The sequence below is a fragment of the Bradyrhizobium guangdongense genome, assembly GCF_004114975.1.
Classification (GTDB): Bacteria; Pseudomonadota; Alphaproteobacteria; order Rhizobiales; family Xanthobacteraceae; genus Bradyrhizobium; species Bradyrhizobium guangdongense.
In genome coordinates, this window is sequence record NZ_CP030051.1 from 2,671,043 (window position 1) to 2,687,613 (window position 16,571).

General features: G+C 58.3%; 13 protein-coding genes. 6 read left to right on the forward strand and 7 right to left on the reverse strand.

Features of this window, described 5'->3' with window-relative positions; genetic code table 11:
- Window positions 1-4: 4 nt before the first annotated feature.
- Entirely contained in the window at window positions 5-406 is a 402-nt protein-coding gene (locus tag X265_RS12785; RefSeq protein ID WP_128965139.1) for a VanZ family protein, read from the reverse strand.
- Window positions 407-618: 212 nt separating this feature from the next.
- Here X265_RS12785 and X265_RS12790 point away from each other — a divergent pair, with 212 nt between their 5' ends.
- Window positions 619-975: a hypothetical protein gene (locus tag X265_RS12790; protein WP_128965140.1), complete on the forward strand. Its 357-nt coding sequence runs from the start codon at window positions 619-621 to the stop codon at window positions 973-975.
- 126 nt (window positions 976-1,101) lie between these two features.
- Here X265_RS12790 and X265_RS40430 read toward each other — a convergent pair whose 3' ends face one another.
- Window positions 1,102-1,275 carry a hypothetical protein gene (locus X265_RS40430; protein WP_164938551.1) on the reverse strand — a complete coding sequence of 58 codons (174 nt, stop codon included), beginning with the start codon at window positions 1,273-1,275 and terminating at the stop codon, window positions 1,102-1,104.
- A 298-nt stretch (window positions 1,276-1,573) separates the two neighbouring features.
- On the opposite strand from X265_RS40430, the gene gspG reads away from it, so the two are divergent.
- On the forward strand, window positions 1,574-2,065 hold the full coding sequence (gspG, locus tag X265_RS12795) for a type II secretion system major pseudopilin GspG (RefSeq protein WP_208764273.1): 492 nt from the start codon (window positions 1,574-1,576) through the stop codon (window positions 2,063-2,065).
- 1,329 nt (window positions 2,066-3,394) lie between these two features.
- Here gspG and X265_RS12800 read toward each other — a convergent pair.
- Entirely contained in the window at window positions 3,395-6,499 is a 3,105-nt protein-coding gene (locus tag X265_RS12800) for an efflux RND transporter permease subunit (protein ID WP_128969241.1), read from the reverse strand.
- Window positions 6,500-6,954: 455 nt separating this feature from the next.
- Between X265_RS12800 and X265_RS12805 the strand changes: the two genes are divergently transcribed.
- From X265_RS12805 to cysD, 4 genes are all read left to right on the forward strand, one after another.
- Window positions 6,955-7,104, forward strand: coding sequence for a type II secretion system protein (locus tag X265_RS12805; RefSeq protein WP_128965141.1), 150 nt, complete (start codon window positions 6,955-6,957; stop codon window positions 7,102-7,104).
- Between the two features lie 156 nt (window positions 7,105-7,260).
- A complete protein-coding gene (locus X265_RS12810; RefSeq protein ID WP_128965142.1) occupies window positions 7,261-7,563 on the forward strand; it encodes a hypothetical protein in 303 nt (100 codons plus the stop codon).
- Between the two features lie 1,296 nt (window positions 7,564-8,859).
- Window positions 8,860-10,827, forward strand: coding sequence for an adenylyl-sulfate kinase (gene cysC, locus X265_RS12815; protein ID WP_244659507.1), 1,968 nt, complete (start codon window positions 8,860-8,862; stop codon window positions 10,825-10,827).
- Window positions 10,820-11,716: a sulfate adenylyltransferase subunit CysD gene (cysD, locus tag X265_RS12820; RefSeq protein WP_128965143.1), complete on the forward strand. Its 897-nt coding sequence runs from the start codon at window positions 10,820-10,822 to the stop codon at window positions 11,714-11,716. Before cysC ends, cysD begins: the two co-directional genes overlap by 8 nt.
- Window positions 11,717-11,761: 45 nt before the next feature.
- Here the strand turns inward: cysD and X265_RS12825 are convergent, their stop codons facing one another.
- From X265_RS12825 to X265_RS12840, 4 genes are all read right to left on the reverse strand, one after another.
- A complete protein-coding gene (locus tag X265_RS12825; RefSeq protein WP_128965144.1) occupies window positions 11,762-12,427 on the reverse strand; it encodes a PEP-CTERM sorting domain-containing protein in 666 nt (221 codons plus the stop codon).
- A gap of 61 nt (window positions 12,428-12,488) precedes the next feature.
- Window positions 12,489-13,913, reverse strand: a complete 1,425-nt coding sequence (locus tag X265_RS12830) for an HlyD family type I secretion periplasmic adaptor subunit (protein WP_128965145.1) — start codon at window positions 13,911-13,913, stop codon at window positions 12,489-12,491.
- Complete coding sequence (locus tag X265_RS12835) at window positions 13,900-16,035, reverse strand: type I secretion system permease/ATPase (RefSeq protein ID WP_128965146.1); 2,136 nt, start codon at window positions 16,033-16,035, stop codon at window positions 13,900-13,902. Before X265_RS12835 ends, X265_RS12830 begins: the two co-directional genes overlap by 14 nt.
- Window positions 16,036-16,303: 268 nt before the next feature.
- On the reverse strand, window positions 16,304-16,561 hold the full coding sequence (locus X265_RS12840; RefSeq protein WP_128965147.1) for a hypothetical protein: 258 nt from the start codon (window positions 16,559-16,561) through the stop codon (window positions 16,304-16,306).
- Between the last annotated feature and the right edge of the window lie 10 nt (window positions 16,562-16,571).

Sequence of the window (16,571 nt, forward strand, 5' to 3'; positions counted from 1 at the left end):
AGTCTCACGCTTCCTTCTTACCCGCTAAAATGAATTGGAAGAGTCTGACCGCGGCAATGCCCGCGCAGCCTGCGGCGATCTTCTCGGATGCGTCAAACACCGTCCCGTGGCGGTCAGGGGTCAGCGTCTGAAGCAGCTCGAAGCTGACCGCGCTTCCGATCACGATCGCACAAACCATCAGCGTGCGCCGAGGATAGGCCAATGCGAACAGGCTGCCGAGTGTGAGGAATGCAATGGCGTGCTCCAAATGCGCCCATGTCGAGACATTCACTCCGAAAAGGAACGGTTTGACCCTGCTGTAGACGAAATAGATGAACTGCACCTTGGTCAGCGTAGCATAGCCGATCAGGGCGACCGCGGACCAGGCGGCAATGGAAAGGATGGTAGTAATAGTCGATCTATTCATTCCCCGCTTATGCAAGGCAAAGCGCGAAGCGTCTATGGTTTTGCGAGGACATCCTTTCCGACGGTTATGCTCTCGGCGGTTAACCGGCCTCCATCACTTTCGGCGCGCCCGAAAGCTTAACCACGTCTCGGGCGAACAGTACTCGCCGCGCGCGAGAGTGGGATAGACTGCTCACCGTCGCCAAGGGGAGGGCGAACGGAGCGAGGAGACCAATGAAAACTACGACATTTACTGCAGCTGCTATCGCGATCATCGCGATACTCGCTCCCTCCCTTGTCGAAGCAGGCGGCGGGGCGAGGCACTACGGCAACCCGCGTTGGCACAGCGCGTACGGTTACGACCGGATTGCACCTCCGGTGGCGACCTTTGTGACGCCAGACCTCTCCTATCCGGTCGCAGGTTACGTCTACAGCAGGCTGGATGACAGTTACGAATATCCGTTCGGCTACGGCGAATATGCGATTTATGGAAGGTGGGCGCGCGACGCTTATGGCCGCCCGGATGTGACGCGATGTCGTCTGGTTTGGCTGGACGGTTCGCGACTGCGCAGTCTTAATCGCTGCTACTAAAGGCTACGTCTCTGCGCTGAGGCAACGGAGACGGGCTGCGCTTTAGCCGGTGAGGACAACAGACGCATCCCCGCTCTGTGTGAAAGGCGCTGCGTGATGGTGAAAGGCGCTTCGTGAGCACCAACTTCACTTGCCGTTCACACGCCCGCGTTTGTTGCCGGTGCGCCTAAGCTTCTTCGCTGCCGCGTTCGAGCTCTCCTTTCGCACCGCTTCGCGAAGCGCGAGAATCTCCGCATAGCGCAAATACAAAGATTTCTCGATCGGGTCGCGTGTAATCCTGGATATATGGATGCGCTGCAAGTCGAATACTCCAACAAATATCTAAGGAAGTTCTGTTTTTCAATCTGTGGTTCAGATCTATAGGAGCGGCCGCTTTTCGGTACAAATGAACTCGCTGGTTAAGCTTGACGACCGGGTCGCCAAGGGAGCCGGTTAACTTGCCGAAAAGCTTAACGCCTTGCTTTGCGATGTCTGTGCATTTTCCTCCTTTTACTACCCCGTATTCACACTGGTTCGAAGTCGCGGGTTCCGTTAACCCGGTGAACACGAGGCGCGATGAGGATAGCCCGAAATGCAATGGTATTGGTTTGGGGACATCATGAGCGTCGACGCGAAAGGAACTTTGGCTCAGCAACGTGCCAGGAACATTCGTTATGGGGGACGGCGGCCGGGGATGGCCGGCTATACCCTGCTTGAGTTGCTGGTCGTGATGGGCATTCTCGCGGCTCTGACAGCAATGGCGACGCCGCAAGTGATGGGCTATTTCGGAAAGGCCAAGACGCAGTCCGCCCAGCTTCAGATCGAGAACATCAATACAGCGCTCGAGATGTACTATGTGGAGAATGGTTCGTATCCAAGTTCGAGCGCCGGACTGAAGGCTTTGGTCGAAGCGACGCCGGAAGCACCTCGTTGGAATGGCCCGTATTTGAAGAATGCTAAGACTTTGCTCGATCCGTGGGGGCGCCCCTATCAGTACTCCGTCTCGGAGCAGGGCGAATACAATGTCTACTCCCTCGGGCCGACGGGCAAGAGGACGAGTAAGCCTACCTCCGCAACGAGCGCGAGCCGTAACTGGTCAGACAATGGGTGAAACGAAGGATTTGGTTAGCGCCCCCTTCGGTCGCTGATCTCTGGCTGGCCTGGTGACTTCATCATTCAGTGAGTGGCGGCTCAAGGACCAATACGATTTGCGAATTTCCAGAAGTTGGTTGGTTTGGAAATTTGACTGGTTCGGAGGATTGGGAAACGCGGTGCCCGCGAGGTTGTCATCGATCGGCGGCAGGGCTTGAGGGCAGGAGCCCGATATTCTTTCTTCCTTCGGCCAACTTAATTGACGACTGCGGCGCATCCGCTAAACTCGCCTTTTTACGCGAGATAACACCCATGTCCTTTTTGCGTTCTGGTGGTGTGCGCCTCAAGCCCAAGCTGACCCTTAGGTCATTTTCCGAACTTTCGAGAGTGCGAGCGTCGGCAGGTGACGGGAAGGCGGATGACCGAAACGGGGCCGAGCAGGCAGTCTTGGCTCAAAGAGTTGTCTCTGCGATGAGAAGAGACGTGGACAACAAGCCTCGCGATGGCCAGGACTAATCTGCGCTCATGCCGATAGGCATGCGATTTTGTAGTCGCTAGCAGCTGGTGTCAGATGCGTCGACCGCTCGAGCACCGACCAACGCTTCGCAATTGCGAATGCTGGCACTGGCTCGTTCGCCGAATGCATGCTTCGTGGGCGGCTTACTTGGTGTGCTTCAGAAGATCGTGTCGCTGAGCCGCAATATCATCGGCTCGCGCTTGCTCTTCTTCGACCTCGCGCCTAAGCCTTAGCACCTCTTCGCGCATGCGACTGAGCGTCGACTTTTGCGACGTTACTAACGGCTTCGATTGATTCTTGCCCATGGGGAAGCAATAGTGCGGCGCGCGGAGCGGGCAAGTGGACTCCGAATTTAACCTAACCGGTCAACCTTACTGACTGGCTCTGATCCGGCGACCCCGCCCGTTTGCAGAGTCGACAGACCGCATCTGGCCTGAGACCCAGCCTTTGGCTCGACCCTTTCCCCCCGGCTAGGCGAGAGGTTTACTCGGACGCCTCGGATCGTTCTGCTAACGCGCAGATGGGTATTGCGCCCTCGCAGCCGTAACACCCCCGTGCAATCCTGGAGATTGGCTGATCGCGCTCAGCCGCAAGATCCCTCGCGCCATTCAGATGGTCGATATTCCTGATTTCGATTGAGCCCTTCTACATTCGGCCTTAGGTCGAGCAGCTAGGGCTTTCCTAAAATAGCGTGCAGAGCTGCTGCGCCACCAGCCGAGCTCTGTCCTCAAACTCGCCGTCGTCGATGGGCGATTCTGCTACGGCAGAGCCGGCTGCAGGTGAAATGGAAATGCAGATGATCACGACACAGCCTGTGCATGCCGGGCACGGTCATTCCGCAGGTACAACGTTCGTCTCAGGTGCTGGCGATCGGCGAAGGCGCTCGATCAGCAAATAGATCACGGGCGTCGTGTAGAGCGTCAGGACTTGTGAGACAAACAGGCCGCCGATGATGGTGATCCCCAGCGGACGCCTGAGCTCGGTGCCAGGCCCGGTCGCAATGACAAGCGGAATACCGGCGAACAGCGCCGCCATGGTCGTCATTAAGATGGGGCGGAAGCGGGCCTGGCAAGCTTCGAAAATGGCGTCGGCCGAGGACAGGCTGCGCTGGCGCTCGGCATCGAGCGCGAAGTCCACCATCATGATACCGTTCTTCTTGACGATGCCGATCAGCAGGATGATACCGACGAAGGCAATCACGGTCAGCGGCGTATTGGTGATCTGCAGCGCGAGAAGCGCACCCAGCCCAGCTGAGGGCAGGGTAGAGATGATCGTGAGCGGATGAGCGAGGCTCTCATAGAGCACGCCGAGCACGATATACATTGCTACCAGCGCGCCTAGAATGAGCAATGGCTGGCGGCCGCTGGTCCTGACGAAATCGCCGGCATTGCCGTCAAAGCTGCCGCGGATGCCCTCGGGCATATGCAGCTCGTCGACCGCGCGCTGGATATTCTGGGTCGCTGCCTGGAGCTGCACGTCCGGCATCAAGTTGAATGACACGGTGGTCGAGGGAAACGACTGTGAGTGGTGGACGGCGAGGGGAGCGAGCCCCCGGCTCGCTCGCATCACGGTGGAAAGCGGCACCTGCGTATCGTTTGCCCCGCGGACAAAGATGCGGTCGAGGTTGGACGGATCGACCTGGAATTTGGGATCTATCTCCAGCACGATCATGTACTGGTTGCGCTGGGTGTAAATAATCGAGATCTGCCGCTGCGAGAACGCGTTGTTCAGCGCGTTGTCGATGTCTTGGACCCGGACGCCGAGGATCGAGGCTTTCTGCCGGTCGATCGAGAGCATCAGCTGCAATCCATTTGGGTCGCGGTCGCTGGAGACGTCGGTGATGCCCTCGACCGTCTCCATCCTCTTCGCGACGACCGGCGCCCATGTCTGCAGCAGGCCAAGATCGGCGCTGGTGAGCGTATATTGGTAGTTGGAGTCGCTCTGCCGGCCGCCCGCACGGACGTCCTGGGCGGCGAACATGAACAGGCGGATGCCAGGCACAAGGTAGAGCGCGCGGCGCAATCGGTCGATGACGATTTCGGTCGAGACGTATCCGCGCTGGTCCGGCGGTTTTAAATTGATGAACATGACGCCGCGGTTGGACCCCTGTCCGCCGACGCCCCCGCCGCTGCCAACGACCGAGCCCAGTCCGGCCACCGCGGGATCGGCGAGAACGATGTCGGCGAGCTGTTGCTGCAAGCCCAGCATCGACTGGAATGAGGTGTCGGCGGAGGCGCGGGTCGCGCCGATGACAAACCCGGAATCATCCGTCGGAAAATAGCCTTTGGGGACCTTGATGTAGAGTGTCACCGTAAGGGCGATGGTCGCGAAGAAGACCGTCAGCGTCAGCAGCGGGAATTCCAGTGCGATGCGTAAGGTGTAGGCATAGAATGCGACGATGCGCGACAGCGAGCCCTCGATCAGGCGGTCAAACAGCGTGGCAGCCCTGGACGTGGTCCGCCGGATGTAGTGGGCGCAGATCATCGGCGTGACCGTCAGCGACACCAGCGTTGAGACGACGATGGCAAAGGTCAGCGTCAGGGAGAATTCGCGCAACAGGCGCCCGACGATGCCATCCATGAAGATCAGCGGCGTGAACGCGGCGATGAGGGACAGGCTGATTGAAACCACGGTAAAGCCGATCTGCCGGGCGCCCTCTACGGCAGCCTGGAACGGCGGCATGCCGCGCTCGAGATTGCGGTACATGTTCTCGATCATGACGATGGCGTCATCGACCACGAAGCCGACCGAGATGGCGAGCGCCATGAGCGACAGATTGTCGATCGAGAAGCCGGCAATCCACATGCCCGCGCAGGTACCGGCCAGCGCGAGCGGGACCGATATGCCGGCGGCGATCGTCGGGGTCGCCCTGCGCAGGAACACGAATACAACTAGCATGACGAGGAGCGCCGTTGCGAGCAGCGTCCACTGCATGTCGATCACGCTGGCCCGGATCGTGCCGGTGCGGTCGACCAGCGTGGCGATGTCCACGCCGGGCGGGATCCACTGCTTCAGCGCCGGGATCAGAGCCTTCACGCCGTCGACGGTGTCGATGACGTTGGCATTGCCCTGTTTCCGGATCTCGATCAGCACGGCGGGCTGCTTGTTGAACCAGGCGACCGAGCGCACGTTCTTCACGGAATCTTCGATTTCGGCGACGTCGCCAAGCCGTATGAAACTACCATTGGAACTCTTGATCAGGATGTCGCGAAACTCCTGCGCGGTGCGCATCTGCCGGTTCAGCGCCAGTATCTCGCTCTGCCGCTCGCCGTTGAACATGCCGACCGGACCGAGCGGATTGGCATTGATGATCGCGGCGCGCACGTCATCGGTGGCGATGCCGGCGTTCGACAGCGCAACGGGATTGAGCTGGATGCGCACCGCCGGCTGATCGGCGCCCGAGATCGTCACATTGCCGACGCCCGGCACCTGCGAGATCCGCTGCGCCAGCACGGTATCGGCGACGTCGTAGAGGGCGCCGGTCGACAATGTCTTGGATGTGAGGGCGAGGACATAAACCGGGGCCGCATTGGTATTTGCCTTGCCGAAGCGTGGCAGCGACGGAAGATCGCTTGGCAGGTCGGGAAGGGAGGCGTTGATCGCCGCCTGGACATCGCGCGCAGCGCGATCGAGGTCGCGGCTGATATCAAACTGCAGCAGCACGCTGGTGAGGCCGAGCGTGCTCGTGGAGGTGATCTGGTTAATGCCGGCGATCTCGCCGAGCCGCCGCTCCAGCGGTGCGGCCACCGTCGCCGCCATGACCGAGGGATCCGCTCCCGGACGAAAGGCATAGACGAAAATCGTCGGAAAATCGACGTTGGGGACGGCAGCGACGGGAAGAACGGGATAGGCGGCGACCCCGAGCAGGAACAGCCCAATCGAGAGCAGGGTGGTCGCGACAGGTCTGCGGATGAAGGGGGTCGAAATCGAGATCATCATTAAACCGCCATCCCGCCGGTGGAATGCCCTGAAGGGCTGTCCAGGCTTTCATGCATCCGCAGCTTGCGAGCCGCCATTCGATCAAATCGCCGCATCCGCGTTCTGCTCACCGCAGTTAATATGAGTCCCGATCGGGAATGCAATTCAGTCTTAAGGCGCGTGCGGTAGGGACCCAGCCGGTCGCAGCTGGCCTTCCGCAGTGATCGCTATCGCGCTTAAGCCGGTTTTCCGCTTGCCTGCAATTTGCAACCCGCCGACACTCCGAGATTGACCCTTTTGGCCTCGAATTCCTCCCATTGACGCATTAATCATTTCTCGCCGCACAGGATGCGGGGAAAAGAAGATCAGGTGCTGTTGGGGGCTTCAAATGCCGATCATAGCGACGGCACCGAGCGTTGGAAGACTGCGCCCGCACTTTGCCGGCCGCGCAACGGCCTCGGAGAAGGCTACCCTTGCGCGAGCTTCTGGTCGTGACGGGCATGCTAGCCATCCTGATTGCAGCCGCCGTCCCGCAGATGATGCGCTGTTTCGCCAAGGCCAAAGCACAATCGGCCCAGGTTGAGAACGAAAAATCAATACCGCGCTCGAGATGCATCACATAGACATCGCACTTAAACGTACTTTCGTCTGCATTTCGGAGACATGCGCGAGCAAGTTGCCTGAAGCCCGTGCCAGGTTGCTTGAATTCCATGCAAGCCTTGGCTTGATTTGGTAACTCTCGCCTTGCGCGCTTTCCGCCGAGTGAGGGGAATTTCGATATGGAAAAGTTGCTGCTTGCCTTGGTGCTCGCCTGCCAGCCCGGTGATCGGCTCTGGGATCTCAGCGGCAAGTTACCGCGCAATCTTCAATTCATCGACTTGGTGCTGTCCGTAGATCCCATCTACAGTCGGCTCTACATTTACGCGCCTGGCTTGCCGAGCGAATTTCAGCAGTGCTGTAGCAACAAGCCAACCTCTGTCCTGCGACTTCCGGTCGGGGATGGTCGGTTTTGCATTCGACAAAGTCAGCGACAAATGAAGTGGCGTATTCAGGCAATCGGACGGGCGGACATAGAAAGCTAGTCCAGTGTCACGCATGACCCGCTGGAGCTACGGGCAGGGCGTCCACTTTGTTGCGCGGAATGATACGATTTTTGCCCGGCACATGTCTGGAGTAAGCTGACAAATATACCTTGTCGACGTTTGGGTCCGTTTAAATTTTCTGGCGCCAGACGGCGGCAACGCCCGCGTCAACTGGCGGTCTGAGGAAGCGCTCATATTAGGTGTTGAGAAGATCCTGGTGCTACTCGGACCAGGCTAAGGTCACGGAGATCGCCTGCTCGCGGGTGGCCCCTCCAGCGATCAGTGCGGGAAGCGTTTACAGACCACCCGGCCGTCGATGCAAAAGTCCTGAACATGGCCTGCACGAAACAGGAATTGGTGCTACCGCCCCCCGCGTGCTCGTACTCAAAGTTGCCCAATAATTCCTCCGCCCGTTCCTCGGTGACGCTGGCGAAGAGGCCGATATGGGGAAGCTGCTCGCTGCCGGTCGGTGCGCGCAGCAGCAGCGTCTTTAAGACGCGTCAACGAGGTCAGCTCGGTATTCGAGCGAGCCCAGCACGTTCCGAGCCAGGGCTGGACGTTATTCGTTGCGATGGCATTTAGGCTGGCCGACAGACCGGCCGGATCGGCAGGCCGGCTCAGTAGGTCACCATAGACGCGGTTGACGAAGGCAGTGTCGGTGACGATGTCCGCTTGCACTCTGTTTTGCTAAACAGCACGAATACAACGACCGCACATGCGGCGAAGACGGGCGATCTCATCACGGCCAGCCACGCGGCTGTATGGCGTCTAACGCTTAGGAGCGACCGATGAAGCGAACGCTCGCACATCTCGTCGCCCCTCCCTCTGACTATAGACAGAACTTTGCTGCCATCAGCTCTCCCGCCGTCATGACGACGCTAATGTTTTTCTCTGAAGGACATGCCGAGCAAAGCCAAGACCGCGGATTTGGAGGCGCAGGCAAGCTTCGCTTTAGAGGGCGGTAGCCGACGCTTGGGAGTCTTCATCGAGTTACTCGGCATCGGCGCATGGGCTGACAGCACCCGACCCAGAAAGCCCTGGGCATATGGCGCACCTAAAAGGTTTCAGGAACGGCGGCTGCTGCGGTCGGCCTAATGTCGCCGGAGAGCGTTGCTCGACGACACCCGGAACTTGCCAAGGTTTCAAGTTGCGTCTAGACTTTTTCGTACAATCGTTCGTTGTTGGAGCAGTCCAGACGTTGGAATGTGGTCTCGAGGAAAGCTAGCCGATCAATTAACTTGACGGCTTGCGCAAGGCGAGAAGACGTTCGTGGGGCTCTGAGCAGTTTTCCTCTTGGTGATTTACTCATCTCAATCGGCGCATCTGCGGTTCTACGGATGTAAACGGATTGACGAAAACGGCGTGTTCGGCGCGTGTCGTGCAGTTCCAATCGGGTTAGTAAATAAATTGGCCGCTGACCAACGTGTTCTCAAGATTTTAACTTGCGGATCTGTCGACGACGGAAAGTCTACGCTGATTGGTCGACTTCTCTACGAACAGAGGCAGATCCCGGACGACGAGCTGGCCGCACTTCCGATCGGAGCCGATGCGGTGGTTGACTACTCATTGCTCCTGGACGGGCTCGAGCCGGAGCGAGAGCAAGGCATAACCATCGACGTCGCCTACCGGTATTTCAGGGCTGCAGATCGACACTTTATTGTCGCCGACACTCCTGGGCACGAGCAATACGTGCGCAACATGATTACGGGGGCCTCCACGTCAGATCTCGCAATTTTGCTGGTCGATGCCCGGAACGGCCTGACATCTCAGACATTTCGCCACGCTCATATCGTTTCGATCATGGGAATACGGCATGTCGTTTTGGCGGTGAACAAGATTGATCTCGTCAACTTCGATGCACAGGTGTTTCAGAGCATCTGTGCTGATTTTGCCAAGCTTGCGGAGCTCCTGCAGTTTTCAGATGTGGCGATGATTCCGGTGTCCGCGTTGTTGGGGGACAACGTGTCGACGCGCAGTTCGCGGATGAAGTGGTATGAGGGTCCGTCTCTGCTGCAGCATCTTGCGCGAACCGAAGTACTCGAGAAAGCAGCGATCGGCTTTCGGATGCCTGTCCAGCTCATCGTAAGATCCGATGGAGGCCCGCGCGGGGTTGCCGGAACGATCGCCTCCGGACAGATAGCGATCGGCGACAAGATTGTTCTGCTTCCTTCGGGACGCATCACTTCCATTAAGGAGATCAGCTCGGCAGGAAGGCCCGTTGGCCGAGCAGAGGCGCGCGAGGCGGTGACCCTCACACTTTCCGATCACGTCGACGTGGCTCGCGGTGACGTCGCGGCCGCTCCGTTCGATCAGCCTCACGTCGGCTCGCAATTTGTCGCCCAGATTGTTTGGCTGGGAGACGAGACGCTCCACCCCGGCCGGTCGTACCTGTTGAAGCAGGGAACGCGCACCGTTGGAGTTTCGATAACGGCGATCAAGTATCGTGTCGATGTGCAGACCATGGCGCACGAGGCAGCCAAGGATCTGCGCACAAATGAGATTGGCGTTTGTAACCTGATCACGGCAGCTCCCCTGGTCTTCGACAGTTATGCTGATAATGCGACTATGGGCGGTCTCATCCTCATCGACCGCGCCACCAACATGACGGTCGCCGCAGGGATCGTGCTCCACCCGTTGACGCGCTCCACGACCATACGGCCGCCTGCGCTTTTCGTCACCAAGGATGCTCGCGCGCATCTGAAGGGGCACCGGCCCGCGCTTCTCTGGTTGACCGGCCTGTCGGGCGCAGGAAAATCCACCATTGCCAACGCCACCGAAGCAAAATTGAACGCCATGGGCGTTCACACGATCCTTCTCGACGGCGATTGCCTGCGCGGCGGCATCAATAAGGATCTTGGATTTACAGAAACCGACCGAATTGAAAACATTCGAAGAGCAGGCGAGGTTTCGAAGCTCATGCTCGAGGCCGGGCTCGTCGTGCTTTGCTCCTTTATTTCGCCCTTTGCCGCCGACCGGCGGATGGTGCGCGAGCTGATGCCTGACGAGTTCATCGAGGTCTTCATCGATACTCCGCTCGAAACCTGCATCGAGCGCGATCCAAAGGGACTCTACCGGCGTGCTCTCAACGGGGAAATCAAGAACTTCACTGGGATCAGTCAGGCCTATGAGCAGCCGGAGCACGCTGAGGTGACGATCAGGACCGACGAACTCACAGTCGAGGGTGCTGCTGATCATTTGGTCTCGGAACTTGCCAGGCGCGGCATTTTCGATTTGTCAGGAAAGTCCGGTCCTCGCCATGAATAGCCGTCTTCGCGCTCTCGAAGCTGAAGCTATTTTCATCATCAGGGAGGCGGTGGCCGAGTTCCGCAATCCGGTGATGCTCTATTCGATCGGCAAGGACTCGAGCGTGTTGTTGAGCCTGGCTGTTAAAGCGTTTGCGCCCGGGAAGCTGCCCTTTCGATTGCTCCACATCGACACGGGTTGGAAATTCAAGGAAATGATCGAGTTTCGTGACCGGACTGCCCGAGACATGGGCCTCGATCTCCTAGTTCACGTCAATCAGGACGGTTTGAAGCGAAACATTTCGCCGGTCTTGTCCGGATCATCGGTTCACACCCAGGTTATGAAGACGGAGGCGCTTCGCCAGGCCCTCGATGAACATCGCTTCGATGCCGCGCTGGGTGGCGCGCGACGCGACGAAGAGAAAAGCAGGGCGAAGGAACGCATCTTTTCACATCGCTCGCCGGGTCATCTTTGGGACCCCCGAAATCAGCGCCCCGAGCTTTGGCGCCTGTTCAACGCGCGTCTGAAACCCGGTGAAACGATGCGCGTCTTCCCACTATCGAACTGGACCGAACTCGACGTCTGGGAATACATCCGCGCAGAGAACATCCCGATCGTTTCGCTCTATTTCTCTGCGCTTCGTCCCGTCGTGGAGCGTGAGGGACGACTGATCATGGTCGACGATGATCGCCTGCCATTGCTCGAGGGGGAACAGCCTCGGATGGAATGGGTTCGATTTCGTACACTGGGCTGCTATCCGCTCACAGCTGCAGTTCGCTCTCATGCAAAGACGATCGGCGAAGTCATCGACGAGACCGGGAGTGCGGCCTTATCTGAACGACAGGGACGTCTGATTGACAAGGACGATGTCAGCTCAATGGAGAAGAAAAAGAGAGAAGGATATTTTTAGGTCTGGAATAAGTTCATGTGGTTGATGGCAAAGAGATCCGAAAGCCTAAGCGGCCAAAGCGCGGATGCGGTAGTAACGCAGAGCGCCTAGGCCTGCGAAGCCGAGCAGCAGCAGCGCCCACGTACCGGGCTCAGGGACGGCCGAGACAGAGGAGACGGAAAAGTGATCCAATCCATCAAACGAATTGTCGTTCCGGAATGCGACCGAGAACGTGTCGTTTCCAGTCGCAACCGCTGAGAAAACATACTGCGTCCATTGCTGATCCGGCACAGGATTTATCGCACCCAGCTCGATTCCATTAAATAGGAAGCGTACGTCGCTCGGCTGAGAGCCGTCACCTGTCACCCATCCCGAGATAGTCAGGGTCGCACCACTCGTATCGGCGAATGACTGGGACAGAGTGGCCTCAGATAACATCGGCCCCTCATAGACGTAAAATGATCCGTGCTGAGCGCCTTGAGAGACGCCGCCGCCGATATACGGAACTGCAGTCCCGTCTACCACGAAGACCAGCCCCTGGTCGCCGACCAGATTCCATCCGGAGAAATCTCCGGTCTCAAAGCTTCCATTCGTCAGGTATTCAGACGCAAAAGCGTCGGTGGAGCCGACTGCAAGAGCCGCGATGCCAGCGGCAACGACAAACGATTTAAACCACACGTTGCGCTCCCAATGATTATATTTTAAATCAAATTTACTACAGGTTACTTCCATATCGTTGCTGCGACAAGCCCAATCCGTACTCTCGTTCAGCGAGCCGGTTGATGTTTGACTTCTAACGCTCCCGCAGACTTTCCTGCTTGTAGCGCAGCAGCGGCGACAGAAGGTAGCTCAGCACCGAGCGCTTGCCCGTCTTGATTTCCACAGTGACCGCCATCCCAGGCGACAGATTCACGGTTCTATCGTCGATCTGCATCTGGCTGTGATCGAGAGAGATCCGCGCCTGATAAAGAAATTCCTTTCCTTTCGGCTCGCTGGTGGTTGCGGCCGCACCGAAGGCCGGGTCGCCCGATCGATCAGCCGGCCTGTCCTGAGTGATAGCATCTTGCGAGACGCTCTGAACGCGCCCATGCATCAGCCCGTAACGGGTGAAGTTGAACGTGTCGACCTTGATCTCGGCTTCCTGCCCGATCTGGATGAATCCGATATCCCTGTTCGAGATCAGAGCTTCAATCTCGAGGCGACTGTCGGCTGGCACGACGACGAGCAGGGCCTGAGCGGGCGTGACGACGCCGCCAAGAGTATGAACGGACAGCTGCTGGACCGTACCCTCAACTGGCGAGGTGAGCTGCTGAAGCTGCGTCCTTTGAGTCGCCTTGATTAAGTCCTCGCCGAGCCCGGTCGCCTTGCGTTGAGCTTCCACCAGATCCGCCGAAACGGTCCGTCTGAATTCGGCGGCCGTCTGGGCCCTCGCCTCGGTAATCGCGGCGACGGCGGCCTCCGCCTCGTGCGACCGGCTCTTCTGAACCAGGAGCTCATGTTGCGTCTCGGTGAGTGACTGCAGGATTTCAAGATAGTTCGCCTTGGAGCCCACCTCGCGAGCGTACAAAGTGCTCTTGATCTCCACGCGCTGCTGCAGAATCGGAAGCGTTGCGTCGAGTTTCGCAACGGTCTCGAGCAGCGTCTTCAATTCCGCCTGCTTTTGAGCCTTCTGGCTGTCCAGTGACGCGAGTTTGGCCCGGTGCTCTTCCGCTTGCTGGCTCAGCAACTGACGTTGCGAGGCGAGAAGAGGCCCGCTCGCATTGGGCGGCGGTCTGAAGCTGCCGAGTGGATCGTCAGTCAGTAAGGCCGACAGGCGAGCAACGTCAAGCGTTGCGGCGAACAGGTCGCCCTGCAGGTGGTCTCGTTCTGCCGCGTTGATCGTGGGGTCTAGCTCGATCAGGAGCTCGCCTGCCTTGACGGGTTGCCCGTCCCGAACGTGGATTGCTCTGACGACGCCGGTCTCGAACGGTTGTACGATCTTCGTTCTGCCGCTGGGTATGACTCTGCCCGGGGCGGAGGCCACAATATCGACGGCGGCAAAGGAAGCCCAAGCAAGGGCCAGACAGAACAGCACGATGATGGTGCCACCGATCGCACCCGCAAGCGGAGGTGGAGGAGACTCGATGATCTCGAGAGCTGCGGGCAGGAATGCTCGTTCGATCCTCCCGCGCGTCCTAGGTGCGGCGACGGGGCGCCCGTTTGCGTCAGCGAACTTCATGGAGTCCTGCCTGAATGCGATGAAGGGAAGCGTAGCGGCCGCCGGAATTCACCAGTTCGTCGTGAGTGCCGTCCTCTACAATCCGGCCACGATCAATCGCTATGATGCGGTCGCATCGCCGCACCGTCGACAGGCGGTGAGCGATGATGAAAACCGTCCGCCCGCGTGCGATCAGCGGCATATTTTGCTGGATGACGCGCTCACTTTCATAATCCAGAGAGCTGGTCGCTTCATCGAAAATCAGGATCCGTGGTGTCATCACCAGGGCGCGAGCGATGGCTATCCGCTGCCGCTGCCCCCCTGACATCGTGCTTCCGCGTTCTCCGATGATCGTGTCGTAGCCATTTGGAAGTTCGAGGATGAACTCGTGAGCGCCGGCGATCTGCGCGGCTGCTATGATCCTTTCGATAGGCATCGCGCGATCAGCAAGTGCAATGTTGTCGCGCACCGAGCAGTTGAACAGAACGTTCTCCTGGAGCACAACCCCAATCTGCCGGCGCAACCAGGAAGGATCAACGACGCTAAGGTCGATTCCGTCCACCAGGATTCTTCCGGTCTCCGGCACGTATAATCGTTGAAGCAATTTCGCGAGCGTACTCTTGCCCGAGCCCGATGAGCCGACGATGCCGATCACCTGGCCTGCTGCGACCGATAAGTTGATATCGTGCAATATCTCCGGTCCGTCGACCCTGTACCGAAACGTGACGTGCTCCAGGGCGATCTCGCCGCGAATTGGAGGAAGTGCCGACTGGCCTGAACTGTAGGTCCGTTCCGGCGTCGTATTTAGAATGTCGCCCAGCCTCGCGACAGAAAGCCTCGCCTGGTGAAAATCCTGCCAAATCTGGGCAAGCCGAAGAACCGGCGCGCCGACCCGGCCTGACATGATGTTGAAGGCGACGAGTTCACCGATCGTCAAGGTGCCATCGATGACAAGTTTGGCGCCGAAATAGAGAATGGCGGCGGTCACCATCTTGTTGACGAACTGGGTGAGTTGGCTGGCTGTATTGCCGAGGCTCAGCACGCGAAAACTCGCGGAGACATATCCCGCCAGCTGCTCTTCCCATCTGCGCTGCATCTCGGGCTCGACCGCCATAGACTTGAGCGTCTCGACACCGTTGACGCTTTCGACCAGGAACGCCTGATTTTCGGCGCCACGCTGGAATTTTTCATCGAGCCTGCTGCGAAACATCGGCGCGGCAACCGCGGATATCGCGATATAGAGCGGGAAGGACCCCATCACCATGAAAGTGAGCATGGGGGAGTAGATGAACATGACGCCGAGGAAAACGAGGGTGAAAAACAGGTCGATGACCAGGGTGAGCGCCGAGCTCGTGAGAAAGTTGCGGATATTCTCGAGCTCGCGAACGCGTGCAACTGTATCGCCGACCCGTCGTGTCTGAAAATAGGAGATCGGTAGCGCCAGGAGATGCCGGAAAAGCCGTGCGCCCAATTCGACGTCGATGCGGTTGGTCGTGTGCGCGAACACATAGGTTCTCAAGATGCCGAGAATCGTTTCGAACAGCGAGATGGTGACAAGGCCGATGACGAGGACGTCGAGTGTCCCGAGGCTGCGGTGGACCAGCACCTTGTCGATGACGATCTGAAAGAATAGTGGCGAAACAAGCGCAAAGAGCTGGAGGAAGAACGAGGCGACGAGGACTCGCGCGAATATGTGTCGATACTTATTCAGTGCTGCCAGGAACCACGATATCCCGAACCGGCGCGAGAGGTCGGAGAGGCCCGCCCGCCGTGTCATCAGGATGACTTTGCCGTCCCAGATCGCCTCGAATTCAGCTCTGTTCATCAGGATAGGGCGGGGCGACAGCGGCGATTGGACCAGTGCCTTGTCGCCCACGAGCTTGGCGAGGATCAGGAACTTGCCATCCTTAAGAACTGCGATGCCGGGAAGCGGCGTGGCCGAGAGCTTCACCCATTTCGTCTTGTAACAGTGTGCCCGCAGCCCGAGCTCTTTGGCGCCCAACAGGATCTCCTGGGTACCAAGCGCGCGGTGGGCAAAGCGATGGCTCAGCTGATCGGGGTCGGCGCTGACGCCGTGAAGCCTAAGCAAAACGACGAGAGCCATCATGCCGGCATCTGCGTCGAAATTCGGTGCGATCGTCATAACCGAATCCAATCAAATGGGCGTTGCAAAAAGTCGACGGCGCTCTATCGGGGCGCGGTCCTATTTCAAAAAAGTGCGAGCCTCCCACCGTTCAAACACGTGCCGGGAAAATGGGAGACATAATATTAAAACGAAGTCTAATTGCGATTATCGCGTCCTTGCAAGAGCGTTTTGCATCCGTCGTGCGCGCGGGCTCTGTACTGGGCGAGGTATGAAATTTTGGATTCGAAGTGAATTATGATCTTGCCAGGTCAATGATTGGCGTGTTTTAATTTTTAAAGTTGTTACTGAAATTGCCGGACCGTGACGGGGCGGCGCCGATTCTTTTGCCGCTGGCTATTTTGATTTCCGACACGTGGTACCTTCTTTTGGGGGAGAGGCTAGCGTGGGATATTATTTTTTCCTGAAGCTTCTGCTCCTGAAGCCGTCCTTCTTTCAATCTTCTCATCATCTTCCGTCGTGCGGTTAAGGCGATTTCTTCGCTCTGACCGTCTTCAATATGCTGTCGTGTTTTGAACTGAGCCATTCCTGAATTT